At 70.3% G+C, this 26,388-nt stretch carries 17 protein-coding genes and 1 pseudogene; 10 read left to right on the top strand and 8 right to left on the bottom strand.

Features of this window, described 5'->3' with window-relative positions; genetic code table 11:
* Positions 1-557 precede the first annotated feature (557 nt).
* The 6 genes from ACQP17_RS34155 to ACQP17_RS34130 all read left to right on the top strand — a co-directional run bounded on the left by ACQP17_RS34155 (position 558) and on the right by ACQP17_RS34130 (position 8,306).
* The gene (locus ACQP17_RS34155) at positions 558-929 is read left to right on the top strand and encodes a hypothetical protein (protein ID WP_433859794.1); all 372 of its coding nucleotides are present in this window, start codon (positions 558-560) and stop codon (positions 927-929) included.
* Positions 930-966: 37 nt separating this feature from the next.
* Positions 967-3,678: a Helicase associated domain protein gene (locus tag ACQP17_RS34150; RefSeq protein WP_433859793.1), complete on the top strand. Its 2,712-nt coding sequence runs from the start codon at positions 967-969 to the stop codon at positions 3,676-3,678.
* A 452-nt stretch (positions 3,679-4,130) separates the two neighbouring features.
* Positions 4,131-4,820 (top strand): ABC transporter ATP-binding protein, encoded by a 690-nt coding sequence (locus ACQP17_RS34145; RefSeq protein WP_433859792.1) that lies wholly within the window; start codon positions 4,131-4,133, stop codon positions 4,818-4,820.
* On the top strand, positions 4,817-6,142 hold the full coding sequence (locus tag ACQP17_RS34140) for an ABC transporter permease (protein ID WP_433859791.1): 1,326 nt from the start codon (positions 4,817-4,819) through the stop codon (positions 6,140-6,142). The genes ACQP17_RS34145 and ACQP17_RS34140 overlap by 4 nt, the downstream gene beginning before the upstream one ends.
* A 176-nt stretch (positions 6,143-6,318) precedes the next feature.
* Positions 6,319-7,641, top strand: coding sequence for a sensor histidine kinase (locus ACQP17_RS34135; RefSeq protein WP_433859790.1), 1,323 nt, complete (start codon positions 6,319-6,321; stop codon positions 7,639-7,641).
* Positions 7,642-7,655: 14 nt separating this feature from the next.
* The gene (locus ACQP17_RS34130) at positions 7,656-8,306 is read left to right on the top strand and encodes a response regulator transcription factor (protein WP_433859789.1); all 651 of its coding nucleotides are present in this window, start codon (positions 7,656-7,658) and stop codon (positions 8,304-8,306) included.
* A 407-nt stretch (positions 8,307-8,713) separates the two neighbouring features.
* Here ACQP17_RS34130 and ACQP17_RS34125 read toward each other — a convergent pair whose 3' ends face one another.
* The 4 genes from ACQP17_RS34125 to ACQP17_RS34110 form a co-directional block, all read right to left on the bottom strand.
* Complete coding sequence (locus tag ACQP17_RS34125; RefSeq protein ID WP_433859788.1) at positions 8,714-11,605, bottom strand: Ig-like domain repeat protein; 2,892 nt, start codon at positions 11,603-11,605, stop codon at positions 8,714-8,716.
* A gap of 797 nt (positions 11,606-12,402) precedes the next feature.
* Positions 12,403-12,579, bottom strand: a complete 177-nt coding sequence (locus tag ACQP17_RS34120; RefSeq protein ID WP_433859787.1) for a hypothetical protein — start codon at positions 12,577-12,579, stop codon at positions 12,403-12,405.
* Positions 12,580-12,844: 265 nt separating this feature from the next.
* A complete protein-coding gene (locus ACQP17_RS34115; RefSeq protein WP_433859786.1) occupies positions 12,845-13,201 on the bottom strand; it encodes a hypothetical protein in 357 nt (118 codons plus the stop codon).
* A 189-nt stretch (positions 13,202-13,390) separates the two neighbouring features.
* Positions 13,391-13,663: a replication-relaxation family protein gene (locus ACQP17_RS34110; RefSeq protein ID WP_433859785.1), complete on the bottom strand. Its 273-nt coding sequence runs from the start codon at positions 13,661-13,663 to the stop codon at positions 13,391-13,393.
* A gap of 851 nt (positions 13,664-14,514) precedes the next feature.
* Between ACQP17_RS34110 and ACQP17_RS34105 the strand changes: the two genes are divergently transcribed.
* Positions 14,515-15,003, top strand: coding sequence for a hypothetical protein (locus ACQP17_RS34105; RefSeq protein WP_433859784.1), 489 nt, complete (start codon positions 14,515-14,517; stop codon positions 15,001-15,003).
* On the top strand, positions 15,000-15,326 hold the full coding sequence (locus tag ACQP17_RS34100) for a transcriptional regulator (RefSeq protein WP_433859783.1): 327 nt from the start codon (positions 15,000-15,002) through the stop codon (positions 15,324-15,326). Before ACQP17_RS34105 ends, ACQP17_RS34100 begins: the two co-directional genes overlap by 4 nt.
* 115 nt (positions 15,327-15,441) lie before the next feature.
* Here the strand turns inward: ACQP17_RS34100 and ACQP17_RS34095 are convergent, their stop codons facing one another.
* The gene (locus ACQP17_RS34095) at positions 15,442-16,263 is read right to left on the bottom strand and encodes a hypothetical protein (protein ID WP_433859782.1); all 822 of its coding nucleotides are present in this window, start codon (positions 16,261-16,263) and stop codon (positions 15,442-15,444) included.
* 532 nt (positions 16,264-16,795) lie between these two features.
* On the opposite strand from ACQP17_RS34095, the pseudogene ACQP17_RS34090 reads away from it, so the two are divergent.
* A pseudogene (locus ACQP17_RS34090) lies at positions 16,796-17,002 on the top strand (helicase associated domain-containing protein); the annotation flags it as partial.
* Here ACQP17_RS34090 and ACQP17_RS34085 read toward each other — a convergent pair.
* The 3 genes from ACQP17_RS34085 to ACQP17_RS34075 form a co-directional block, all read right to left on the bottom strand.
* Positions 16,987-17,607, bottom strand: a complete 621-nt coding sequence (locus ACQP17_RS34085) for a transposase (protein ID WP_433859781.1) — start codon at positions 17,605-17,607, stop codon at positions 16,987-16,989. The pseudogene ACQP17_RS34090 and the gene ACQP17_RS34085 sit on opposite strands and share 16 nt — an antisense overlap.
* Before the next feature lie 975 nt (positions 17,608-18,582).
* Entirely contained in the window at positions 18,583-20,208 is a 1,626-nt protein-coding gene (locus tag ACQP17_RS34080) for a class I adenylate-forming enzyme family protein (protein WP_433859780.1), read from the bottom strand.
* A 204-nt stretch (positions 20,209-20,412) separates the two neighbouring features.
* Entirely contained in the window at positions 20,413-21,183 is a 771-nt protein-coding gene (locus ACQP17_RS34075) for a thioesterase II family protein (RefSeq protein WP_433859779.1), read from the bottom strand.
* A gap of 207 nt (positions 21,184-21,390) precedes the next feature.
* On the opposite strand from ACQP17_RS34075, the gene ACQP17_RS34070 reads away from it, so the two are divergent.
* Complete coding sequence (locus tag ACQP17_RS34070) at positions 21,391-26,373, top strand: type I polyketide synthase (protein WP_433859778.1); 4,983 nt, start codon at positions 21,391-21,393, stop codon at positions 26,371-26,373.
* The last annotated feature ends 15 nt before the right edge of the window (positions 26,374-26,388 follow it).

The raw sequence follows: 26,388 nt of genomic DNA, 5'->3' as shown, positions 1-26,388 counted from the left end.
GGTGTTGCGCTCACGCTCCGCGTGAGCGGAGGCGGCCGGCTGCGCCGGCCGCTCAACCCGCTCGCTGTGCGAGCGGGTTGACGTCGAGTCCGCTGCGCTCCCTCGACGAGCCCGGTTTCACCGGGCTGTCCGGGGATTCCGCTGCGCTCCACCCCCGTCCAAGCGGGTGCGCTCCGCTCCCCCGCCAACGGGCCCTCCGACTCCGCCTCCAGGCCCTCGGGCCCGCTGACGCGGGCGGCTGGCTACGAGGGTGGGGGTGTCGCTCGTTCGTGGCAACATCCTAGCGCATCAACTGATGCACATGTACCGTTGGCGGAAGTAGAGCACACCCTATGCATGATTTGTTGTCACTGGAGCGGCAGGGAAGGAACTCGCGTGTGGAGCACTGAAGATGTGGCGCGGGACCAGGTCAGGAGGCAGGCGAACGGGCTGGATATCGCGGCCATTGCCGAGAAGGTCACCGAGGCTGACCGCCGCCGGCAGGAGACGGCGCAGGACGCCCGGCTGGGCGTGTCCGCCGCATTCGAGGACGTGGACCGCCTGGCCGAGACCTGGGCGTGGACCGCCTGGCCGAGACCTGGGCGGCCAAGGCCGCGGAGTGGCGGCGCGTCAGGGACGTGGTGGCGCAGGCCGGCTGGCCGGTCTACGCCCCGGAGGGGGACGTCGAGGGTGCGGAGTGGGCCCGTGAGCGTGAGGAACGGCGCGCGGCGGTCCTGAAGGAAGCTGCCGCGGCAGAGGTACGGCGGCGAGAGGCTGCGGATGAACTGCGCACGGAGGTGTGGCTGCCAGCCGCGCCCGGCCGGCTGATCCGTGCGGCGGCCGCGCGGGCCGGCCTTCGGCCTGACGAGGTGTTGGCACAGGTGGCGCAACGGGTGACCGTGAGCGAGGACGGAACCATTTCCGTTCCGCCCTTCACGCCGAATGTCTGAAGAGCTACGAGATTTTAGACGTAGGGGAGGAATGGAAATGTCAGCGATTCCGCTCAAGGAACACCAGGTTGACCAGAAGTCGAGTTTCCGGAAGTGGGTTGGATTTCCTGCAAGATCTTTTGTGCCGCCGGAGGGTGCGCGTGCCACGGGGGTCTCAGCGACCGGGTCCGGGAAGACGATCACGGCCGCTGCGAGCGCGCTGGAGTACTTTCCCGAGGGCCGGATCCTGGTCATGGTGCCCACGCTGGACCTGATCGTGCAGAGCGCGCAGTCCTGGCGCCGGGTGGGGCACCGGGCGCCGATGGTCGCAGTGTGCTCGGTGGACAACGACCCGGTGCTGAAGGAGCTCGGGGTGCGCACCACCACGAATCCGATCCAGCTGGCGCTGTGGGCCGGGGCCGGGCCGGTGGTCGTGTTCGCCACGTACGCCTCCCTGGTCGACCGTGATGACCCCGCCGACCCAACGGGTCAGGGGAAGGTTCGCGGGCCGCTGGAGGCCGCGCTGGCGGGCGGGAAGGGGCTGTACGGACTGTCGATGGCAGGATTCGACCTCGCCGTCCTGGACGAGGGGCACATGACGGCCGGGGACATCGGCCGGCCCTGGGCGGCGATCCACGACAACAGGCGGATCCCCGTCGACTTCCGTCTCTACCTCACTGCCACCCCGCGGATCTTCGCCGCGCCGCGGCCGCAGCGCGGCCGGGACGGCCAAGAGCTGGTGATCGCCTCGATGGACACCGACTCGTCGACCTACGGCACCAGGATTTTCGACCTCGGCCTGGCAGAGGCGGTGGATCGATCGATCCTTGCCGGCTTCGAGATCGATGTCCTGGAGATCCGCGACCCGGAGCCCATCCTGGGCCTGTCCGAGGACGCATTGCGCGGACGGCGCCTGGCGCTGCTGCAGGCCGCGCTCCTGGAGCACGCCGCAGCCCGAAACCTCCACACCGTCATGACCTTCCACCAGCGCGTCGAGGAAGCCCGCGCGTTCGCCAAGCAGATGCCGGCCACCGCCGCCGAGCTGCACACCGCCGAAGCCTCCGCAGCCGCTCTCGCCCACGCGGAGGAGCTGCCCGACTCCTCCATCGACGCCGAGCTCTACGAGCTGGAGGACGGCCGCCACGTCCCGGCGGACCGGGTCTGGGCCGACTGGCTGTGCGGCGACCACCCCCTTGCTCACCGGCGGGAGGTGATCGGCCGGTTCGCCAACGGCATCAACGCCGCCGGCAAGCGGGTCCACCGCGCGTTCCTCGCCTCGGTGCGGGCCCTGGGCGTCGGCGTGGACATCACGGGGCTGCGCGGCGTGGAAGCAGTCTGCATCCTCGGCACCCGCACCTCCCAGGTCGACATCGTCCAAAACATCGGCCGAGCCCTGCGCCCGAACCCGGACGGCAGTGTGAAGACCGCGCGGATCATCATCCCGATCTTCCTTCAGCCCGGCGAGGACCCCAAGGACATGGTCGCCTCCGCCAGCTACCAGCCCCTGGTCGACATCCTCCAGGGCCTGCGCTCGCACTCGGTCCGGATGGTCGACCAGCTCGCCTCCCGCGCCCTGACCCGCGGCGAAGAGCACCTCCGCCTCCACGCCCGGCCCGCCCGCCGTGCTGCCGAGGCCGCCGGCGGCGAGGCGGAGGAGACGGAGGGCAAGGCACAGTGGGAGGTGGACCGTGTCAACGCGGTGGTGGTGAACTTCGCCCGGCCCCGCGACGCCGCCGACATCGCCGCCCTCACCCGCTGCCGCGTCATCCAGCCCGAGTCCCTGGTCTGGCTGGAGGGCTACCAAGCCCTACGCCGGTGGCGCGCCGAGCACGAGATCACCGGCCTGCACGCCGTCCCCTACGACACCGAGGCCCCGGCCGGCTCCACCGACGCCTTTCCGCTGGGGCGGTGGGTGCACCAACAGCGGCGGGCGCTGCGAGACGGCGAACTCGACCCCCACCGCAAGGAACTCCTCGACGAAGCCGGGATGGTGTGGGAGCCGGGCGAAGAAGCCTGGGAGGCCAAACTCGCCGCACTGCGGTCGTACCGCCGAGCCAACGGACACCTCGCCCCGCGTCAGGACGCGGTCTGGGGCGAGGGTGAGACGATGGTGCCCGTCGGGCAGCACATGGCCAACCTCCGCCGCAAAGGCGGCCTCGGCAAGGACACGGAACGGGCGGCGAAGCGCGCGCAGCAGCTGACCGCGATCGACCCCGACTGGAACTGCCCCTGGCCGCTCAACTGGCAACGCCACTACCGCGTCCTCGCCGACCTCGCCACCGACGAACCCGACGCCGTGCTGCCCCACATCCAGCCCGGCATCACCTTCGACGGCGACGACATCGGCACCTGGCGATGGCGACAACAGGAACCGGGAACCTGGACGCAGCTCCTGCCCGAGCAACGCGAGCGGCTCACCGCACTCGGCGTACGAGGCGTCTCGCTCGCCGTGTCTCCCGCCGCCCCGGCAGCGGCCGACGCGGCCAAGAGCGGCGCGGAGAAGACCGGGAGCAAAGCGCAGCAGTCGTTCCAACGGGGCCTGGCCGCCCTGGCACAGTGGGTCGAGCAGGAAGGCCACCGGCCCGTCCCGCGCAGCACGATCGTGGAGATCGCGGTCAACGGCGAGACGGAGCCAGTGCCGGTGAAGCTGGGCGTATGGGTATCGAACACACGCGCCAGGCGGCACAAACTCACCCCCGAACAACGTGCCGCCCTCACCGAGCTCGGTGTCGCCTGGGCCGGCACCGCACCGGCCACCAGTGAGCGCTGACCGATCGCGATCGCATTTGCCCGGGCTGCAACGGCTCGGGCAAATGCGTACGCGCAGGCCGCGATGCGCAGAGCATCGAACCGCCCGCGCCCGGCCCCGCGCAAGCGACACAGTCACCAGCACCGCCGGCGATGCCCAGGCCGAGGGCAGCCGGGCAGCACGAACTCCGGCGGCCTTCGTCCGGTCGGCCCACGCAGCGCACAGAGCCGCGCGGCGGTGAGCGCACCGGTTCGGCGAATACTCCACACACGAGCTTGGCATCCAGCCCGACGCCTACAACCCGCAGCTGGGCGTCGAGCTCACCCAGTTCCGCGACGAGAACTTGACTGCCGAAGGCTTCGGCCAGGCCGCCTGGCCCGGCCACAGCCGCCCGCAGGTTCGGAATAACCGACCCCACACTCGGGTGCCTGCCCCATCGCGCCGCTGACCAGCGAATTCGTACGGTCGATGGCATGGAAGCCATCCTCGAACTCGACCGGGTCAGCCGGACCTACGGCCGCGGCTCGCGCACGGTGCACGCGCTGCGTGAGCTCGACACGCGGTTGTACGCGCACTCCCTCACCGCCGTCATGGGCCCTTCCGGGTCCGGGAAGTCGACCTTTCTGCAGTGTGCGGCCGGGCTCGACAGGCCGACGTCGGGGAGCGTGCGACTGGCCGGGCAGGAGATCTCGGGCATGGGTGAGCGGCAGCTGACCCGGCTGCGACGGGCCCGCATCGGGTTCGTGTTCCAGTCCTTCAATCTGCTGCCGACGCTGACTGCCGAGGAGAACGTGCTGCTGCCTCTGCGCCTCGACGGCAAGCGCAAGGACCCCGCGGGGGCGCGGCGGATGCTCGCCCGTGTCGGCCTCGACGGCCGTGCGGATGCGAAGCCCGGTGAGCTGTCCGGCGGCCAGCAGCAGCGCGTCGCCGTTGCCCGCGCGCTGATCACCGAGCCGGACGTGGTCTTCGCCGACGAGCCGACCGGCTCCCTGGATGCGGATACCGCGGCCGGGGTGCTGGCGCTGCTGCGAGAGGCGGTGAGCTCGTCCGGGGCTACGGTCGTGGTCGTCACGCACGACCCGGCGGTGGCTGAGCGCTCCGACCGGGTGCTGCGGCTGGCCGAGGGGCGCCTTGTGGCGGACACCGTGGGGGCGCCGGTATGAGCGTCTTCGCCCCCAACGGCCTGGCCACCGCCTCCGTCAGGGCCCGGCCCTCCGCGTTCGTGGGGACCTTCGCCGCGCTGGTGTTCTGCGCGACCGTCGTCACCGCGAGTGTGGCCGTAGCGGTTTCCGCCTCCCGCGTGCCGTCCTCCCCAAAGCAGTATTCGGTGTACGAAATGGGCCTCGTCTTCAGTCAGATCACCGTCTACCTGTCGATCTTCGTCATCGGCCAGGTGATGTCCCTGGCGGTGAGCCAGCGGGGGCGGGAGAGCGCGCTGCTGCACGCCATCGGCGCCGGCCCGTGGCAGATTCGGCGGATGGTGGCGACGGAGGCGCTGGTCACGGCGCTGCTGGCGCTGCCGGTCGGATACGGGCTCGGGGCGCTGGTCGCGTGGGCATGGTTCGGCGTGCTCGACGCCGGCGGGATGCTCCCGGCCGGGATGGCACTGCACGTTGGGCTCGGGTCGCTGTTCGCCGCGCTCGGGACACTGGTGGTGTGCTCACAGCTCGGCGGCTTCATCGCGGCGCGGCGCAGCTCCCGTACCCGCCCGTCGGCCGCGCTGTCGGTGACGCAGGCGCCGGGCGGGGAACCGGCGGGCAGGGTACGGGCATCGGTCGCGCTGGTCTTCCTCGCGGGCGCGGTCGTCCTCACCGGGGTGGCCGCTGCAGGGTCGGCGGAGAACGCCGGGGATGTGATCCCGCTGGTGCTGCTCGCCTATCTGGTGGCCACCGGCGTCGGCGGGCCTTGGCTCGGCAGGCTGGGGACGCGCCTTGCGGCGCCGGTGTTGCGCAGCCTCGGCGGCGTGGCCGGCGAACTCGCAGTCGCGGGTTCCCGCGCGCGGGCTCGCCGCCTGTCGGCTGCGATCGCTCCGATCGCGATGGTGACGGCCTTCGCGCTGGCCCAGTTCGTGTCGCTGGCCGCAAGCGACGAGATCGATGCCACGGCGCTCTTCGGGACCCTGCTGTACGCCGCGTTCGCGAGCCTGGTCGCCGTCAACACACTGGTGATGCTGACGCTGGAGCGGCTGCGGGAGTTCTCGCTGCTGCGCACGATCGGCGCCGAGAAGCACCAGGTGCGCGCGGTGGTGCTGGCCGAGTCGGCGATCACGGCGCTGGCCGGAGTCGGCACGGGCACGGCCATCGGCTGCGCGGTGATGGCCCCGCTCGGCGGCAAGACGGGCACGCCGCTGTCCAGCCTTCCGGTGTGGGCGTGGGCAGCGACGCTGGGCACGGGAGCCGTCCTGGTGTGGGCGGCGTCCGCCGCCCCGCTGGGGCGAATGTTCCGGGTGCGTCCGATCGACGGCGTGACACGAAGGAGTGCCTGAGAGATGGCAGGCTCCAAGCTGGGGGCACCGTCTCTACCCGAGGGGCGGTGCCCATGACGAGAAGAGCCGGCCCGCCCCGACCTATCGCGGTCACGCCCACCACGACCACACCGAGACTCGCATGGCGGGGACAGCCGAACCCCCGCCATGTCCGCCCGAGAGGCGTCAAGGACCTGATGCGCCACCTCCACAAGCTGCCCCGCTTCCTCCATCAAGCCGCGCACCTCCTGCCCGGCGCGTCCCGCCGGGCAGTGAGCGTCCTGCTCGGCTCCCCCGGTGAGGCCGCGTACGCTCTACTCGCGCCCGCCCTCGGGCTCGTCTGCGGGCTCGCCCTGCTGATGCTGCTCGCCGCCTCCCTCGTCACCGCGATCGTCCAGATCGGCTTGGTCCTGCTCATCGGCACGCTCGCCGCCGCCCGCGCCACCGGCGCCATGCACCGCGCCCTGCTACGCGGCCTGCTCGGCGAGGGCATCCCGGCGCCGGCCAAGCGCCCGCGCGGCTTGCGCTCCGCCCTCACCGACGGCGCCGGCTGGCGCGCCGCCGCCTTCACCGTCGCGTACACACCCGTCGGCCTTGTCCTCTTCGCGGTGACGGTCATGGGCAGGTTCTACGGTCTTGCTGCGCTCACCTATCCCTTCTGGTGGCGGGCACTCGAAGAGGGCGGCCACCCCGGCATCGGCTTCGGCTTCGGCATCGAACCCGACACCTGGCCTCAGGCCCTGCTCACCGCCGTGACCGGCGCCGGCATCCTCACCTTCACCACCTGGTCGACGCGCGGGCTGCTCGACCGCGTCGTACGCCCCATGGCCCACGCGCTCATCGGGCCTGGACGGCTTGAATCCCGGGTCCAGGAGCTGCAGGAGACCCGTGCCTTGGCCGTCCAGGGCTCCGCCGCCACCTTGCGCCGCATCGAACGTGACCTGCACGACGGCGCCCAGGCCCGTCTCGTCGCGGTCGCGATGGCCCTCGCCGGCGCGAAGGACCACCTCGCCCGAGTCCCTGGAGATGCCCCTGAGCTGGCCCACGGCCGCGAGTTGGTGGACTCCGCCCTCGACGGCTCCCGCACCGCGCTCAAGGAACTGCGCGACCTGGTGCGCGGCATCCACCCACCGGCCCTCGACGACGGCCTCGACGTCGCCCTGGAAACCCTGGTATCGGGCTACGCGCTGCCCGTGACGCTGGACGTGGCCCTGCCGGAACGGCCCGGAGAGGCAACAGAGACCATCGCGTACTTCTGCGCGGCCGAGCTCCTCGCCAACGCCGCCAAGCACGCAGGCGCGACCCGCGCCGAAGTGGCGGCGTATGTGAAGGACGGGGCGCTGCACCTGTCCGTACACGACGACGGGCGCGGCGGCGCACGGCCGCGCGCGGGCGGCGGCACGGGGCTGGCGGGATTGTCGGAGCGGGTCAGTACGGTGGATGGGCGGCTGCTGATCGACAGTCCTGCCGGCGGCCCGACCACCGTTACCGTCGAACTGCCGCTGGGCCCCAGATCCTAGCTAGGATCCGCCACATGCGCATCGTGATCGCCGAAGACGCCGTCGTCGTACGCGAGGGCTTGGTCCAACTCCTGTGTGACCGGGGCTTGGACATCGTTGCCGCGGTGGGCGACGCCGAGGCACTGCTCGTGGCAGTCGAGGAACACCGGCCGGACGTCGTCGTCGCGGACATTCGTATGCCGCCCACGCACCGCGACGAAGGACTGCGGGCCGCGCTCACCCTGCGCAAGCGCTATCCGGACCTCGGGGTGCTGCTCTTCTCGCAGTACGTGGAAACGCGCTACGCCAACCGGCTCGCCGCCGCCGGCATGTCCGGCTTCGGCTATCTACTCAAGGAACGCGTCGTCGGCGTCGACGACTTCGTCGACGCCCTGCACCGGGTGGCTGCGGGCGGCACCGCGCTCGATCCGGAGGTGGTCTCGAAGCTGCTGGCCGCCCAGCACACAGCACACGGCCTGGCAGAGTTGACCGCGCGCGAGCACGAGGTCCTCGCGCTGATGGCTCAAGGCCACACGAACGCAGAGATCGCTGAGGTGCTCGGCATCTCCCAGCGCGTGGTGGAGAAGCACACCGCGAGCATTTTCACCAAGCTGGACCTCCCGCGCACGGAGGCCGGCCACCGGCGCGTCCTTGCAGTGCTGCGGTATCTGCAGGGCGAGGGCTGAAAGCGAAAGGTCAGGTTCCGTGCACCGTGGTCTTGGTGGCGGCGATGTCCTGCCACTCGTAGAAGCCGTCCGCAGGCAGCAGCACCACGGCCTGGGGTAAGCATCTTGATAGCGGCCCGCCCTCGCCGGGTGGGCCGGGCCGCTACCGGCGGGGGTAGCGCTCGTCGCCGTTCACCAGGCGGCGGAGCACCCGCCCCAAGCGGCCAGTGGGCTCCGCCATCCGTATGCGGCACCCCGCGCAGTGGACTCCGTCGGCCGGCGGCTTCGGTGGCTTCGGTGGTGGTGATCGTGCAGATCGAGCCGTCCCCGTAGTTGCGTGACGGGGACGGCTCACCTACCGATCGCTTCTTGGCCTGACGGTCTGCGTGGTCCGGTGAGCGACCCCACGATTCCACCGGCGACGGGGGTCAGAGGCAGAGGGTCATGGTGCTGGTGGAGGTGAGGAATCCTCCTGCGACGGGAGTGGTCGCGGTGTAGCCGAGACCGCTCTGCACGGGGGTGATGGTCGCCTTGCAGGTGGCGTTGCCATACACGTCGGCCACCGCGGTGCACAGAACGGGTCCGCCGGCCCCGCCGGAGCGGAAAGTGACCGTTGCTCCGGGAGCTGCGCCAGTGGCGGTGAGAGTGGCGGTGGCGTAGGACCAAGGCAGCGGCGGGAAGTTGAGCCGGTAGCAGGCCGGCAACGCCTTGAACGTACCGCCGGCGGGCTGGACAGTGACGGTGACCGGCGCGGATGCCACATTCGTGCAGGTGCAGGCCGTGCCGGCCGCGGTGACCGTGGCGGTGACCGTGTTGATGCCGGGGGTGGTGAAGGTGACCGTGCCAGTGGCCACTCCGAAGGCGTTGGTGGTCGCGCTGCCGAGGGTGGCGCCGTTGCTGGTGAACGTCACCGCCGCATTCGGCACGGGCAATCCGTTGCAGGTGACCGTGGCGGACACGGTGGTGGGCTGACCCACAGTCACCGTCCCCGACGGCGGCGACAGCACGATGCTGCACGTGGAGGCCGCCTGGACGTTGACGGTGACCGGTCCGGAGGTGACGTTGGTGCACGAGCAGGCTGTGCCGGCCGCGGTGACCGTGGCCGTGACGATGTTGGCGCCTGGGGTGGTGAAGGTGACCGCGGCGGCGGCGATGCCGGAGGCATTGGTCGTGGCGGAGCCGAGCGGGGTGCCGTTGCTGGTGAACGTCACCGCCGCATTCGGCACGGGCAATCCGTTGCAGGTGACCGTGGCGGACACGGTGGTGGGCTGACCCACAGTCACCGTCCCCGACGGCGGCGACAGCACGATGCTGCACGTGGAGGCCGCCTGGACGTTGACGGTGACCGGTCCGGAGGTGACGTTGGTGCAGGGGCAGGGGGCGCCGGCGGCAATGACCGTGGCGGTGACGATGTTGGCGCCTGGGGTGGTGAAGGTCACCGTGCCTGTGGCGACGCCGGAAGCATTGGTGATCGCGAAGCCGATGGGAGCGCCGTTGCTGTTGAAGGTCACCACCGCGTTGGGCACCGGCACCCCGTTGCAGGTGACCGTGGCGGAGACGGTGGTGGGCTGGCCCACGGTCACCGTTCCCGAGGGCGGCGTGACGGTGATGTCGCAGGTGGAGCCCGGCTGCACCGTCACGGCCACCGAGCCGGACGACGGGTTGAAGCACCCCTGACCGCTGTAAGCGGCACTGATCGTGCCCGAGACCAGAGTGGCGGAGTCGAAGCACGCCCTGCCTGTCGCGTCGAGCGGGACGGTGTGAGTCAGGCTGCCGGCGCCGGTGAAGACGACACTGCCCGTCGGAACACCCGCTCCGGGGGTGGTGGCGGTGACCTGCGCACACACCGTGACCGTCTGACCGGGGTCGGAGGGGTTGGGGGTCGCGGTCACCGTCGTCGAGGTCGCGGCAGCGGTCACCGTCACCGGCGCGAGCCCGGAACTGGAGCCCAGGTAGTTGCTGTCACCGTTGTAGACCGCCACTGCCTGATGCACACCGGCACTGAACGTCGCCGGCACCACAGCCGTCGCCTGCCCCGACGCGTTCAGCGTCGCGGTCACCGGCGGCCCATCGCTGGAGACGATGAACGACACCGTCCCCGCCGGAACCGGAGCACCCGGCACCGCCGGCGACGCAGTCACCTGCGCAGTCAGCGTCACCGGCTTGCCACATGCCACCGGACTCGACACCACCGACACCGACACCGACGTCGACAGCAGTGCATAGGTGTAGTCCAGCGGGTTACTCGTCCCGTAGGGAGTGGTGACCGTGACCTGCTGCGTGCCCGAGCCCGCAGGTGCCGTTACCGTCAACGAGGTGCCATCCGGGCTGACCACGACATTTGTCCCTGGCGTGGATCCGAACAGTACCTGCGTCGCACCCGTGAAGTCAGTGCCGGTCAACGTCACCGTATTCCCACCGGCAGGGATACCTGACCCCGGCGACACCTCCGACAACAGCGGCGCCCCCTGCACTGACAGCACGCTGACGGTGGCGTTGTTCTGGTTGGTCACATAGACAAAGCGGCCGTCTGGTGTGATGGCCACGCCATTTGGGCCGACGAAGCCCACGAACGTGTTGTCGATGATCATGTTGTCCGAAGTGCGGATCACGAACACTCTGCCAAGGGCGTTCGCTGCGACGTAGGCGAAGTCACCGTTGGGTGTGATCGCGATCCCATGCGTGCGACCGAAGCTGTGCGGGATCGTGGCCGCGATCGAGTTGTCCGCGATCCGGATGACATCGACCTGCGATGGAGCACCAGCACCACCATGGGTGACGTATGCGTAGGTACCGTCCGGCGTGATCGCCACGTCCCATGGCCTGGCACCGATGGGAACGCTTGTGAGCAGGGTATTGTCGGAGAGCCGGAGGACATCCACCCTCGCCGCATCCCAGTTTGCGACGTAGGCGTATGCGCTATCCGGCGTGATCGCGAGGCCGTAGGGGGAGCCGCCGATGTCAATGATCTTGACGATTGCGTTGTCCGAAACGCGGATGGCGAAGACGCGACCGAAGGCTCTGTCGGTCACGTAGACGTAATGACCGTCCGGAGTGACAGCGACCCCTTGCGCGAGTGCGACGTACGGGCCGGTGGAGACAGTGTTGCCCGGCAGATTGATCACACCCAGGTAACCCCCCGCTGATAGGATGGGAGCGGCGTAGGCGTGATTGCCGTCTGGCGTGATGGCGATGGCTTGCGGTGCACCACCCAGGGAAATGGTGTCTACGACGTTGCCGTCGGCGGTTCGGATGACACTGACAGTTCCGCCACCACTGTTGGCGACGTAGGCGAATGCACCATCAGGTGTGATCGCCACGTCTACTGGGCCTGGTCCCACTGTAATGGTGTCTACTACCGGCATAGCGCACTCCGTTCTCTTTGATGGATCGGAGTGGGCAACGTGGCAACCCGCCTTCGCCTGCATCGTTGAGGCGACGCACTCCGATCTGATTAGGCACCCAATGCCAACAGCGGCGATATGCCTGAACCGAGAAAGGCCCCTGAAGGCCCAGCGTGAAAGTTGCCGCGCCGTTTCCCACTACACGCCGGGCGTGGACCGTTGCGGTTCGTTGCGGCAATGCGTATGACGTTGCTACCCAGCTCGGAACCCCGCGCGCCTCTCGGATACGTGCGTTCGGCTATTGCGTACGCGGTGCGATGCCGCCTTGTTGGTTGAGCCGTGCCCCGCTCTCGTGTCTGCTGGGCGTCGTCAGCCAGAGCCGTGAACGCCCCGGCGATTCACGCCAGTTGTCGGCGACCAGCTCCAGGGCCTGCAGGTCAGTGCGCAGCGTCTGCTTATCGACACTGAGCCCGGCTCGATATCGGGCCGGCCCTCCTGGTCGGCGTCGTCGAAGGCAAGCTGCGCGGGCGCTGCGCCCTGCTGGTGCCGGGCGATGTAGTACAGCGCGCGGTCGGTGCGGTGAGCGGTGTGTGGCTGGGCGGGGAGGACGGTGCCGGCGGTGACCGCCCGGTCGTGGCGCAGGGAGATGCGGGGGATGTCCCACTCCCCGTCTCCAGGGCGAGGCAGGGCACGGCCGGGGTCGTCCGAGCCAGCCGTGGGCCGTTCGTCGGATGTCAGTTTCGGCGGCCGCTGTTGGGTGGGCGTCGGATCGGTCAGGGCCCATCGAGCGGCGGAGAGGTGGTAGTCCGGACGGGGCCGCAGGCGGCATCGGGCTCGGTGAGGTCGGTGCAGTGCGCGACGAGCGCGCCGTCCATGATCTGTTCGTCGAGGCCGGGCTCGCCGGGGGCGGACTCGCAGGCCGAGGACGCGGTGGCGGCGGACTTCGGCAAGCATGTGTCGGCCCCGGAACCGGCCACTGCCGTTCATCACGAACACGGTGGCGGTGACGGCCGCCAGGCCGCGCCCTGCCAGCAGCCCTTCCCCCGGGTACTGGCACGGCGGCAATCCACTGTGCACCCAGTGCCGCGCCAAGGTCGAAGCAGGACGTACCAAGGCATCGGCCGCCACAAAACCGTCAGCTGCCTCATACCACTGACCTCACCACAGCCCGGGTGAGCATCTTGCATCCTTCCCGCCCTTTCCTGGGGCGGGTCGCTACCGGCGGGGGCAGCGCACGTCGCCGTTCACCAGGCGGCGGAGCACCCGCCCGAAGCGGCCAGTGGGCTCGGCCATCTGTATGCGGCACCCCGCGCAGTGCACCCCGTCGGCCGGCGGCGCTTCCTCTTCCCACGGGTCGTCCTCGAAAGGGCTGCTCTCCCGCGGCCCCTGGCACTCCTGACACACCGGGTCAGGCACCGTGGCGGCTTCGGCGGCGGCCTCCTGCGCCGCCCACCGCTCCCTCTCCTCCTGGTCCTCGCGCTCGCGCTGCTGCTTGCGGAGCTGGTCGCGTCGACGTTGGCGGCGCGACCAGGCGCGCTCGTCGTCGGGGTCGTCCAGTGCATCGGTGAGCATCTGCTAGGCGGGGTGGCCGAAGCGCAACCAGACCGGGCCCAGGGGCCCGTGCTCGCGCAGCCGGTGGCGAACTCGCAGTATCGGCCGGCCCAGTGCGCCTCGGTCAGGCGCGTGACGTTGTTGATCCGGTTGTCCATCGCGGTGGGGCCGACCTGCTTGGTGAACACGATCGCCAGCGGCGGATGCCCCTCAGCCCCAGCGGGCCATACGGGGTCTCCACATCGGGACCGGCTTCTCCACCGGCCGGGCGTAGCGGTTCGGTGCGGGGGTGGGCGGCTTGACGGTGCGGCGGAAGAACTCGCGGTAGCGGGCAGCCTTGTAGGCCAGGACGACCGGGCTTTCGGTGCCGTTGTCGACCTCCACGAACATCACCGGCAGCCCTGCCTCCGGAGCGGTGAGGACCGCGTCGGCGCGGGGGCTGTTCTTGCCGGGGGTGGTGAGCGTGCCGGAGACCGGGAGCACCGCCTCCGTCGCCCAGGAGCTGATCTGTCCGAGCCCCTGCGGTCGCTCCTGGGCGGCCTCGAGGACGGCAGCGGTGTCTTTTGCCCGCCGGGGCGCTGGAAGGGGCTGTGGTGGCGGTCTGGAGCTGATCGCGGGGTACGGGGCGGGTTGGTTCGGGTGGGGTCTGGAGGAAAGCGGCGAGGGTGTCGGTGACCTTCACCGCGTGCTCGGCACCCGAGCGTGCGGCGCCGCGGGCGGTTCCGCCCATCTCCCGCACCGGCCGGTCCAGCACCGCGGCCGCGGCCTCCAGCCCGGGACCGGTCAGATTCCACAGCTTCTCGGAGACCAGATTGCCCGCGCCATTGGTGCGGCCGGACGAGCCGAGCGACTCCACCAGACCGTCACGGCCGAGGTCGAGGCAGCCGTTGCGGACGGTCTGCGCGCCGGCCGTACCCGGACACATCAACTGCCGGATCTGCTCGGCGGTCGCCACCTTCACCACACCCAGCGCAGCGAGAACCATCTGCCGCGTCTTCGCCGTCGACCTGTACGGCCGGCGCTTCGACCCACCCACACCCCACCCCTCCCCCGCACCAGCCACCGCTGGTGTGACCACTCCGCCCTGCGACCACGAGCCCCGACCCGAACCCGACACCCCACCCCCCAAGTTGCTTCTCGTCGGCGGCCTCGACCCGTTGGGGTTCGCGTCGAAGTCGAATGCCAGAAGAGGCTTCTCCCGCGGGAGTTCGCCGCCTTGATCCATCGCTCCGAACGCGTAATGCCCTGGCGGCTCTTCATGTCCGGGTTGCCTAATATGAGACTACAAAGTAACTTTCCACTTGGAAAGTTACTTTGCGTACGGGAGTGAGTGGATGGACGAGTACCAGGTGGACATGGAAGTTGTGGCTCGTCAGCGCCGGGCCGCGGCTGCGCGAGTTCGGCTGGGCTGGTGGTTTCCCGCGTTGATCGCGGTGTCCTGGGCACTGGCCGTCAGCAGCACCTTCCCGGTCGCCGGTTTCCGGCGTTTGGGCATCCCGGACCTGCCGTACGGGCAGGTCGGCGGTCTGCTTTTCTTGGCGTTGATCGGGGTGTTCTCCGTGCGGTCCGGAATGAACCGCCGGGATGTGCGGCCGTTCGCCGTGTATCCGTCGCTGCGTCGACGCTTCCCCGCGTTCGTCCTGGTGTCCCTGGGCGGTATGGCAGCGGTGTTCGGGCTGGGCCGGCTGAGCGATTCGTCGAACAGCGCCGCATGGGCGGCCATCGCGGTCGCGGGGGTCGCGGGGGGCGTGATCGCGTTCCTGCTGACCTGGATGGCTGCGGGGATCCGTGGCGACATCCTGACCGGAAGTCAGTTGCGGTGACCGACACACCCGTAGGGCTGGACCCGGTGATTCATCCGCTACCGAAACTGTCGATCTGTGCCCTGCTGGCCGCGGGCCCGCAGTGGGTAGAGTTCCGCACGGTCCGCGAGGCGACGGGGCTGAGCGATTCGATGGTGTCCAAGCACAGCCACGCCTTGGAGGATGCGGGCTACATCGACATCCGCAAGGGGGGCATCGGGCAGCGCCCGCGTACCTGGTTCCGCATGACCCCGCTGGGCCAAGACCGCTACGGCGGGCACGTCGCGGCACTGCAGCGGCTACTCCAGCATGAACCTGACCAGAACGCCAGCCCGGACGCCTGACTTCCGCGTACGTGAAACTGGCGATCGTGCGGGAGCTGTGACTGGACCCCATCCGTGCAGAGTGCTGCCGGGCACCTCGGATTCCCGAGGTGCCCGGCAGCCTCTGATCAATCAGCTACATGCCCAGGCAGGTGAGGACGCTGTTGCCGTAGTACAAGGACACGGCCGCCGCGCACGCAGGCCCCAAGGCCACGCAGGGCCCCCCGAGGATTCCCATGACCCAGCCGGGGATCGAGTCGTCATCTATGCACTTCTTGAGGTCGTCAAAGAAGCCCGCCTGCTGGATGTGGCCACCCGAGGTGAAACCCGCCTGCAGGACCTGACCACCCGGGGTCGCCTTCGGCACAGGACCGGTCGCCGGGGCCGACGAGGCACCGTCACCCGAGGCGCTCACGTGCTGCGCAAGGACGCCGTCCCGCCAGGCAGTCCACACCCCGGAATTCGGCCCCGTGGGCTTGAACTGCGACTCGCCGCTGTGCAGCGCACCGTCCTTGCCGATCTGCACCGTCAGGCCGCTCGCGGAAAGCAGCCCCGCACCTTGGATGGGGATCGCCAGAGTCGTACCGTCCGGCCCGACGGCTGCGCGAGCGCGCTCGACGGCCAGGTGCGCGCCGGCGGGCAAATGTGTGGCCAGTTGACCGGCGGCTATCTGCTTCTTCACTCGCGCCACAGCGTCGGCCTTGACGTTCGCCGGCGCCTTCGCATGGTCCTTGCGGAACTGCTGCAACGCTTCCTTGAAGTTCTGCGTCGTCTTGTCAGTCGCAGCCGCCTGGACCGCCGCAGCCGAGTTCCCCGCTACGGCGGGCGCCGGCCCGGTGGGCGTCGGAGCGCTCGCACTGGCCCCGCTGCCGACGGTAAGCACCAACGTCATCGCCACACCCGCAGCGACCGTCGAGAGCCCCGAGGCGACCACTGCAGCGACCGTCGGGCCGCTCATCTTTGTTCCGCGCACAGACTTCTCCCCCACTACTTCCTATTTCCACATGGCTACTTGTGATCGGTCGCGTACAGCGCGACTCGACCAAGGGGAATGGGCATACACCGCTGGCGCGAAGACTGAACAACCCCCAGCTGCTTCCCCCTGGTTCTTCCCGGCCACTTGAATCGGACAGGCCGGACGAACTGGCGCAACGTTAAAACACGCCTCAAGCGAGATCAAAAACGTCTCACCGTGAGCAAGATCACCATGAGGTAGTATTTATTGATACTGCCCGATATGACGCCCCAGTTCTCGCCAGATCACCCATCCCATTTCGGCCAATTGCCATACGGATTCAGTTGAATATGCATCAAACTGACTCGGAGTCCGCTCGGAAGGCACCCACCTAACGGGAAGAGCCAGGCAGCAGGCCGAACTCCGCCACCACGTACCTGATCAACCCGCACGCGACCGCCACCTCGGATTCCACGACGAAGAACGTCGCTTCTACCGGCTGTGGCAGCACCGCCAGCCCGAACCGCTGCACACCGGCGAGACGGAACCGGTGCCGGTGAAGCTGGGCGTATGGATTTCGAACACCAAGTCGAGGCGGCACAGGCTCACCCCCGGGCAGCGCGCCGCCCTCGCGGCGCTGGGGGTGCGGTGTGGGTGTGATGCTTTCGGTCAGGAGCGTTGGTCTGGCCGCTTAGTGGTCAGCTTCGGAAGTCCTTCGGGGGTTGATCACGCGGCCAGGTAGAACGAGGATTCTTCTGGGTGATCGGCAGTGTGCCGGTCGAGTCTGGCCAGCAGATCGTCCAGGTCGGAGGTGGTGAACTTCCACTGGAATGGCTGTGCCGTGGCGTTGTAGCGGTCTTCGAAAGCTCGGAGCCGGTCCCCGACCTGGGTGAGGTCGGTGAAGTCGTTGGGCGTCACGACCTTGCGCTGCACGACGGAGAAGAAGATCTCCACCTGGTTCAACCAGGAGGCGTGCACCGGGGTGTGGACCAGCACCGCGTTTGGGAACGCCGCGGTCAACCGGTCCGCTGCTGCCTTGCCGCGATGGGAGGAGCCGTTGTCGACAATCCAGAACACCCGCTTGGAGCTCGCGTAAGGTTCCTGGCTCATGACCTGGGCGACCAGGTTCATGAACGGGTCGATGCCGGTGGTTGGTTCGCAGCGGCCGAACACCTTGGCCTGGAGGACGTCGTAGGCGGCCAGGTAAGCCAGCGCGCCGCCGCGCCCGTAGGTGTGGTTCACGCGCATCGCGCGGGCCTGGCCAGGGGCGAGGGTGGGGTGGCAGCGGGCCTGGATGGAGGTCTTCTCGTCGGCGCTGATGACGCACTCGTCCGGTCCGAGCGGCAACGAGCACGACCACGACGACCAAGCCGCGCAGCCAGGTGTGGTGTGCGACCTGCCAGAGCAGGCGGAAGGGCCAGCAAGATCAGTCCGCACAGCGTCAGCGCGGCATTCCACGGTCAGCCAACCCGCGCCCGACCTCCCGAACGTCCGACCGGGGCCGCGAACTGCACCACTGGCACTCGTGACCTCACACACTGAGCTCACCCTCGCCGGCAGCTCTCCGCCGCACCTGCGAAGAGCACCGCGCGAGTGAACACGACAAGGTGAACAGGCTCGGCTCACCTCCGCCTGCGCGGAGAGCACGTCCGTGCTGCCGGCCAGCGCGGTGCCGAGTGCGTCCGCTCCGCGCAGGCGGAGGTGAGCCGAGACCCTTCAGCGGGTCGTGGCGTGGATGCACGTCCGCTCCGTGCAGGCGGAGGTGAGCCGTCCGGCCGGGCCGCTGGCAGTACGTCGGCTCCGTCCTCTCCGCGGGGGCGGAGGTGAGCCGGAAGCTGGGCCTCGCCGAACCCTGCCTGGAACGCCCAGCAGCCACGCGCCCTTATCCCCGCTTGGACCGCGAGCCCAGCTGGGCTACCCGGGGAAGCTCGAGGCCGATTCGGGGGTCCCGGTACCTGAGCAGGTCGTCCGCCGGGTTCGCCAACCGGTTCGTCAGCAGAGCCTCGACCGACCGGGCGAAGCCCCCCCCGTGACGTGGGCCTCCGACCTCTGAGCAGCGCAAAATCCTTACCGCCTATAGCAGTCGGCGTGAAAATGGCATGGGCATTCGTCACTCATGTCAGCAACAGGTGCGCGCTAATCGTCAGTGCCAACTACCAGGTCACTGGGGCTTCACCCCTGGCATTCAGATGACGATGCTCCACTGGCACTCCCCCGCAGACCATCAACAACAGCGACGACCGGCCCGGAGTGTGCCGCAAGGCCCCCGTCTTCGCGGCGTGCTTGATTCCGCGTCGTCAGGGGCCTCCGCGCCGACGGAGCTTACGGCGTGTGCACGATCGCGCTCGTCCATGCGGCGCGCAGGGCCTTCTTGTCCACCTTGCCGACCTTGGTCGTGGGCAGCTGGTCGAGCAGCACCGTCTTCCGGGGCGTGTACAGCTCTCCCAACTCGGCGGTCACCGCCGCGCCGACCGCCGCCGGGTCGACGTCAGCGCCCTGGGCCGTGGCCAGGAAGATCTGTACGGCTTCCCCGTACTCCTCGTCCGGCACTCCCAGCGCCGCCGCGTTGCGCACGCCGGGCAGGGTGAGCAGGAAGTCCTCCAGGACTCGGGAGTAGACGTTGTCGCTGGTGCTGCCGGTGACGATGATGTCCTTGGCCCGGTCGACGAGGTAGAGGTATCCCTGGGCGTCGAGGTAGCCCATGTCCCCGGTGCGCAGCCAGCCGTCGTGCAGTGCCGTCGCGGTGCGCTCGGGGTCCTCGTAGTAGCCGAGCATCACTGTCTCGCCACGCACGCACACCTCGCCGACCTGCCTGAAGGGCAGTGCGGCCGCGCTGTCCTCACCACGGATCTCGACCTCGACACCGGATATCGCGCGGCCGCAGCTGCGCCAGAGCTCGGGGCGCCGGGCTCCCTCCGAGGCGAGATCCTCCGCGCCGAACACGGTGATACCGAGCGCCTCCGACTGCCCGTAGCCCTGGCCGAGCACGGGCCCGAACACCTCGACCGCCTGCTGGAGCCGGCTGGGCGAGCTGGCCGCGCCGCCCACGACGATCTGCCGGAGCGCGGGCAGGGCGCCCGGCTCGCACTCCGGGTGGTCGAGAACCGCGTACAGCATGGGCGGTACGAACATGGTGGCGGTGATCCGCTCTTCGCGCATGACCGTCAGCGCCGCGCCCGCTTCGAACTCCGGCAGCACGACGAGGGTGGACCCCGTCACCAGAGCCTGGAGCGAGGTGAGGTGGCCGCTGCCGTGCGTGAGCAGCGTGGAGGCGAGCACCCTGTCCGTGCCCTGGTGGTCGGTGGGGAAGAAGGCGGGGCCGGAGTTGTGCGGGGTGTCGTCCAGCAGGCCCACCAGCGCGTCGTAGAGCCGGTGGCTGTGCGCGGCGAGTTTGGGGCGGCCCAGGGTGCCGCCGGTGTAGAGGACGGTGACGGCGTCGTCGGCGCCCGGGGTGGGCACGTCGTCGGGGCGCTCGTCCGGGCACCGGGCCGCCAGGGCCAGCAGGTCCGTGCACTGCTGGTCGCAGGGCCCGAGGCTGAGCAGTGCGGGGGTGTGGACGCTGCGGCCGGCCGCGTCGGCGGCTCGCTCGGCGAAGAGCGGGTCGGTGACCACGGCGCGTGCCCGGGACTGCTCGACCAGCGCGGCGAGTTCGCCGGGCCCCGGCTCGGGGGGCAGGAACACGACGCGGCAGCCGATGAGATGGACGGCGAGCTGTACCAGGACGGAGTCCACGCGGTTGGCCAGGAACAGCCCCACACCGTCGCCGGGCGTGAGCCCCTGCTCGCGCAGCGCATGCCCCAGCCTGAAGAGCCGCCGCCGGGCCTCCCCCCTGGTCAGGCGCTGTGTCCCCTGGACGAGTGCCTCGGTGTCCTCGTCCTTGTTCCAGTGCTCCAGGATGCGGTCCACGTATGTCCGCGGCTCGGATGTTCCCTGTGTGTTAATGATCATCGGCATATCCAAACATGCTGCTCAGGGGCCGTGGTCGAAGAGGGGTCACCTTCGGCCATCCGCCGGCGGAGTAGCATGCCCACGCCTTGAGGGGCGTGCGGTACGCGCGGATCGGTTGAGCGCGGATCGGTTGGGCGCGGATCGGTTGAGCGGGGTGAACCGCCTAGGCGTCGCACCGTGGTTTTCCGGGCCCGGGCGGTTCTCTCAACCGGGTAGTGGGGCGTCGGCGAGGCGGTCGGCGACGAAGTCGGTGACGGCGGTGACGTTTTCGCTGAGGAAGAAGTGGCCGCCGGGGAATGTCCGCAGGGCGAAGGTGCCGGTGGTGTGCTCCTGCCAGGCGGCTGCCTCGTCGTGGGAGGTGCGGGGGTCGTCGGCGCCGGTGAGGACGGTGACCGGGCAGCGGACGGGCGGGTCGGGCGTGAAGTGGTAGTCGCCCAGGGCCCGGTAGTCGGCGCGCAGTGGCTCCATGATCATCTTGAGCATCTCATCGTCTCCCAGCAGCCGGGGATCGGTGCCGCTCAGTTCCCGGATCTCGGCGAGCAGGCTGTCGTCGTTGCTCAGGTCGACGTTCTCGTCCCGGTGGCGGGACGGTGCGCGCCGGCCGGACAGGAAGAGCGCCACCGGTGAGGTGTGCAGTTCCCGCTCGAACCTCCGTGTCACCTCGAACGCGAGGAGTGCCCCCATGCTGTGGCCGAAGAACGCCAGCGGGCGGTCCGCGAGGTGCCGCAGGCGGTCGAACAGGAGGTCCGCCAGGACGTGCAGATCGGTGACACACGGTTCATCGCGCCGGTCCTGACGTCCCGGGTACTGCAGGGCGAGGGCGTTGAACCGGTCCGAGAGGGAAGTGCAGAAGGGCCGGTAATAGCTGGCGGAACCACCTGCGTGGGGAAAGTGGACCAGAGGGAGCGCCTCGGCGGGACCCGGTTGATAGCTGCGGATCCATCGGTCCGATTCGGTGGCTGTTTCTGCACTCAACTCATTGCCCCTTCCGCTGTTGTGGCACTTGCGTCCTGCACTGAAGTGTTCAGAGAATCGCAGTCGCCCACCGTTGATTCAACCCCGCATCCCGCGAGGATTTTCAAGTCAGGGGCGATAGGGGGTGGTTAGGGGATTGTCCTGCCGCTGCGGACCGGTGAACCCTTCTTGCGGAACCCGCAGCGTCAGTGGAGAGAACGGATGGTCATGACAGGTGAAGGTCGGTCGGACCAGCTGGTGACCGCGCTCCGGAAGGTCACGCGGGACCTGCGCGATACCCGGCGGCGGCTTCAGGCGGAAGAGGACAGGAACGGCGAGCCCATTGCCATCGTGGGAATGAGCTGCCGTTTTCCCGGGCATGTGGACTCCCCGGAAGCGCTGTGGGAGTTGGTGTCGTCGGGGCGGGTGGCCAGCGGTCCGTTTCCTGTGGACCGGGGCTGGGATCTGGACGCGCTTTTCAGCGAGGCGCCGGACGGGAAAGTGGCCTCGTATGTGCGCGAGGGCGGGTTTCTTTATGATGCCGGATGGTTCGATGCCGCGTTCTTCGGGATATCTCCGCGCGAGGCCGTGACCATCGATCCGCAGCAGCGGTTGCTGCTGGAAGTCGCCTGGGAATCCCTGGAAAGGGCTCGGATTTCTCCGCAGGCCTTGCGCGGCAGTGACGTCGGTGTCTTCGCCGGGGCCATGAATCAGGACTATGCCGTCCGACTGCACGAGTCCATGGAGGATTTCGAGGGTTTTCTGACCACCGGCAACACCGGCAGTGTGGTCTCCGGCCGGCTGTCGTACACCCTCGGGCTGGTCGGTCCGGCCGTCACCGTCGACACGGCCTGTTCCTCGTCGCTCGTGACCATGCATATGGCGGCCCGGTCGCTGCGTGCCCGGGAGTGCTCGCTGGCCCTTGCCGGCGGGGTGACGGTGATGTCGATGCCCACGACGTTCACCGAGTTCTGCAGGCAGCGCAACCTTGCCCCCGACGGCCGGGCCAAGTCCTTCGCGGCCGCCGCGGACGGCACCGCGTGGGCCGAGGGCGTCGGCATGGTCGTGCTGGAGCGGTTGTCCGACGCCGAGCGCAACGGCCATCCCGTCCTGGCGTTGATCCGCGGATCCGCGGTGAACCAGGACGGGGCCTCCAACGGCCTGTCCGCCCCGAACGGGCCTTCCCAGGAGCGTGTCATCTGGCAGGCCCTGCGTGACGCCCGGCTGACGGCCGATGAGATCGACGCGGTGGAGGGGCATGCGACGGGCACGCGGCTGGGTGATCCGATCGAGGCGCAGGCGCTGCTGGCGACGTACGGCCAGGGCCGGCCTGCCGAACGGCCGTTGTGGCTGGGGTCGTTGAAGTCGAACCTCGGGCATGCGCAGGCCGCCGCGGGGGTCGGTGGCGTGATCAAGATGGTGATGGCGCTGCGGCACGGCGTACTACCGCGAACGCTGCACGTGGATGAGCCGACGCCGAAGGTGGACTGGTCGGCGGGTGCGGTGCGGTTGCTGACGCAGCCGCGGGACTGGCCTCGTGCGGACCGGCCGCGCCGGGCGGGCGTGTCCTCCTTCGGGGTCAGCGGCACCAACGCCCACCTGATCCTCGAAGAAGCCCCGCAGGCCCCTGCGCACGAGGCCGTCGCGGAGCGCACGGACACCGGCGGCGGCGCGGCGCTGCCGTTGGTCCTCTCGGGCCGTACCGCCGCCGCCGTCCGGGAGCAGGCCCGCAGGCTGCACGGCCACCTGACCGACCACCCCGACCTCGTACCCGCTGGGGTCGCCGGCTCGCTGGTGACGACCCGGAGCACGTTCGACCACCGGGCCGTCGTCCTCGGCACGGAGCGGGCCGAACTGCTCGACGGGCTGGACAGCGTCGTCCAGGGCGTTCCGGACGCGCGGGCGGTCACCGGCCTTGCCGTCGGCGGCCGGGACGTGGTCTTCGTCTTCCCCGGTCAAGGAGGCCAGTGGGCGGGCATGGCGCTGGAGCTGAGGGAGGAGTTCCCGGTCTTCGCCGAGACCCTGCACTCCTGCGCCGAGGCTCTCGCCGCGCATGTCGACTGGTCCCTGCTGGACGTCCTGCGCGAGGCCGAGGGGGCGCCGGGCCTGGACCGGGTCGATGTGATCCAGCCCGTACTGTTCGCGGTCACGGTCGCCCTGGCCGACCTGTGGCGTTCCCTGGGCGTCGAGCCGTCGGCCGTGGTGGGCAGTTCCCTGGGTGAGATCGCGGCCGCCTACACGGCCGGCACGCTGTCGCTCGCGGACGCGACCAAGGTGGCGGTGCTGCGCAGCCGGGCGCTGCTGGCGCTGTCCGGGCGCAGCGGCATGGTGTCCGTTCCGCTGGGGCGGGCGCAGGTCGAGGAGCTGATCGCCGCCTGGCCGGACCGGCTGTTCGTCTCCGGGGTCAACAGCCCGTCCCTCAGCGTGGTCTCCGGCGACAACGAGGCGGTGGACGAGCTGCTGGCGGTCTGTGCCGAGCGGGGTATACGTGCCCGGCGCGTCGCCACCGACTGCGCCTCCCACTACCCCGCCGTCGAGGCCCTCGAAGAGCAGCTGCTGACGGACCTGGCGGACCTCGCGCCGGAGCCGGCGCGTATCGCCTTCCTGTCGACGGTCGCCGGGGAGCCGGCGGGGACGGAGACGGTCCCGGACGCCGCGTACTGGTACCGCAATACGCGCCGGACCGTCGAGTTCGGGCCGGTCGTCCAGCGGCTCGCCGCCACCGGGAGCAAGGTCTACCTGGAGATCAGCCCGCACCCGGTGCTGAAGATGGCGCTGTCCGAGATCGTGGAGCAGGAGAGCGGGGAGGCAGCCGTTCTCGGCACCTTGCGACGCCACACGAGCGACCGGCGGGCCTTTCTCACCTCCCTGGCCCATGCCTACGTCAGCGGTGTCACCGTCGACTGGGCGGCGCTGCCGGAGCTGTCCGGCGCGCCGCAGGTCGACCTGCCCACGTACGCCTTTCAGCGCGAGCGCTACTGGCCCCGCCCGGCGGCCGCGCAGGACGACGGCGGCCGGCCGGCGGCGGGCGGGTCCGCGGCGGTCGGCCAGGGGGCGGTGGACGCCCACTTCTGGGAGGCCGTGGAGAAGGGGGACCTGGGCGGTCTCGGTCCGGACCTGCGGTGCGACGACCGGACCCCGCTGGGGGAGGTCCTGCCGGAACTGGCCTCCTGGCACCGCCAGGGACTCGAACGGGCCCGGGTGGACGGCTGGCGGTACGCCGAGCGCTGGCGGCCGCTCGACCTTCCCGCCACGGGGCCGCACGGCAGATGGCTGCTGGTCCACCCGGGCGGCACGGAGTCCGACGCCACCACGGAATGGGTGCGGGAGAGCCTGCGGGAGGCGGGCTGCCCGGTCGTCGACCTCCCGGCCGACACGGCGGACACCGACGCCTCGACGCTCACCGAGCGCCTGCGGCAGGCCTGCGCGGACGGCGGGCCGGAGCCGGCCGGAGTGGTGTCCCTGCTGGCCTTCGACGGGCGGCACGACACCGCGTGCCCCTCGGTGCCCCGGGGCACGGCGGCGACCCTCGCCCTCGTCCGGGCGCTCGGCGCCGCCGGGATCACGGCGCCCCTGTGGTGCCTGACGCAGGGCGCGGTCACCACCGCGGCCGGCGACCGGCCCGGTGCGGCCGAACAGGCCCAGATCTGGGGGCTGGGCAGGGTGGTCGCGCTGGAACACCCCGAACGCTGGGGCGGCCTCGTCGACCTGCCGGGTGTCCTCGATCCGCACGCACGCACCCAGCTGTGCGCGGCTCTGGGCGGCGCATCCTCGGGCGAGGACCAGCTGGCGCTGCGCCCGGTCGGCGTCCTGGGACGCCGGCTCGTCCCGGACGGCGGCGCGCGTCCGGCCGCGGAGACCGCCCCCTGGCGGCCGTCGGGAACCGTCCTCATCACCGGCGGTACCGGCGCGCTGGGCGCCCACGTCGCCCGCTGGGCCGCCGGCCGGGGAGCCGGACATCTGCTGCTGACCAGCAGGCGCGGGGCCGACGCGCCCGGCGCGGCCGAACTCCGGGCCGATCTGGAGGCGTCGGGCGCCACCGTGACCGTCGTCGCCTGCGATGTCGCCGACCGCCGGGCCGTACAGGAACTCCTCGACGGCATTTCGGACCGGCATCCGCTGACGGCGGTCTTCCACGCCGCCGGAGTGCTCGACGACGGCCTGACCGCCGACCTGGACACCGGACGCCTGGAAACGGTCCTGGCGCCGAAGGCCGAGGGCGCCCGGCTGCTGGACGAACTCACCCGCGGCACCGCGCTCTCGGCGTTCGTGCTGTTCTCCGGCTTCGCCGCCACCGTGGGCAGCAGCGGCCAGGCCGGCTACGCCGCCGCCAACGCGCACCTCGACGCCCTGGCCCGGCGGCGCCGGGCCGACCAACTGCCCGCCACCTCGATCGCCTGGGGGCCGTGGACCGGCGGCGGTCTCGTGGACGAGGGCATCGAGGAGCGCCTGTCGCGGCGCGGCCTGACCGCCATGGAACCCCGGCTGGCCGTCCTGGGGCTGTCCGCGCTGCTGTCCGACGGCCCCGACGGCCCGGCGAACGTGGCGCTCGTCGATGTCGACTGGCGGCGGTTCCTGCCCGCGTTCACCGCCTCCCGGCCGAGCCCCCTGCTGCGGGAGGTGGCCCGGCCCTCGCTCGCGGACCCCGGCGCGGCCGACGGGCGCGACGGCGCTCCCGGCGGCGGGGCCGTCCCCACGCTGGCCGCACGCCTGCCGGGCCTCACCGCCGTGGAGCGGGACCGGCTGCTGCTCACGACGGTGCGTGCCCAGGTGGCGAGCACCCTGGGCTATCCCGGGCCCGACGCGGTGTCCCCGCGGCAGCAGTTCAAGGAACTCGGGATCGATTCCCTCACCGCCCTCGAACTGCGCAACGGGCTGCAGGCGGTGGCCGGAGTCGCCCTGCCGGCCACGCTGGTCTTCGACCATCCGACGCCGGAGGCGGTCGCCGGGCATCTGAGCCGGACCCTCCTCGGTGACGGGGCGCCCACCTCGTCGTCCCTGTTCACCGAGATCGACCGCCTCGGGTCGGCGCTCGGCTCCGCCGACCTCGACGAAGCCGAACAGCACCTCGTCGCGACCCGTCTGCGCTCGCTGGCCGCCCGGTGGGACGCCGGCCCGTCGAACGGCGCCGGCGAGGTCGCACGGACGCTGGCGGACGCCGACCGGTCCGAGGTCCTCGCCTTCATCGACCGAGAGCTCGGCCTCTCGTAGCCAGGAACCCCGTCG

It is taken from the genome of Streptomyces kronopolitis (assembly GCF_050953795.1).
GTDB classification, from domain to species: domain Bacteria; phylum Actinomycetota; class Actinomycetes; order Streptomycetales; family Streptomycetaceae; genus Streptomyces; species Streptomyces kronopolitis_A.
The sequence above is the reverse complement of the archived record's forward strand: the minus strand, read 5'-3'. Positions and strand labels throughout refer to the sequence as shown.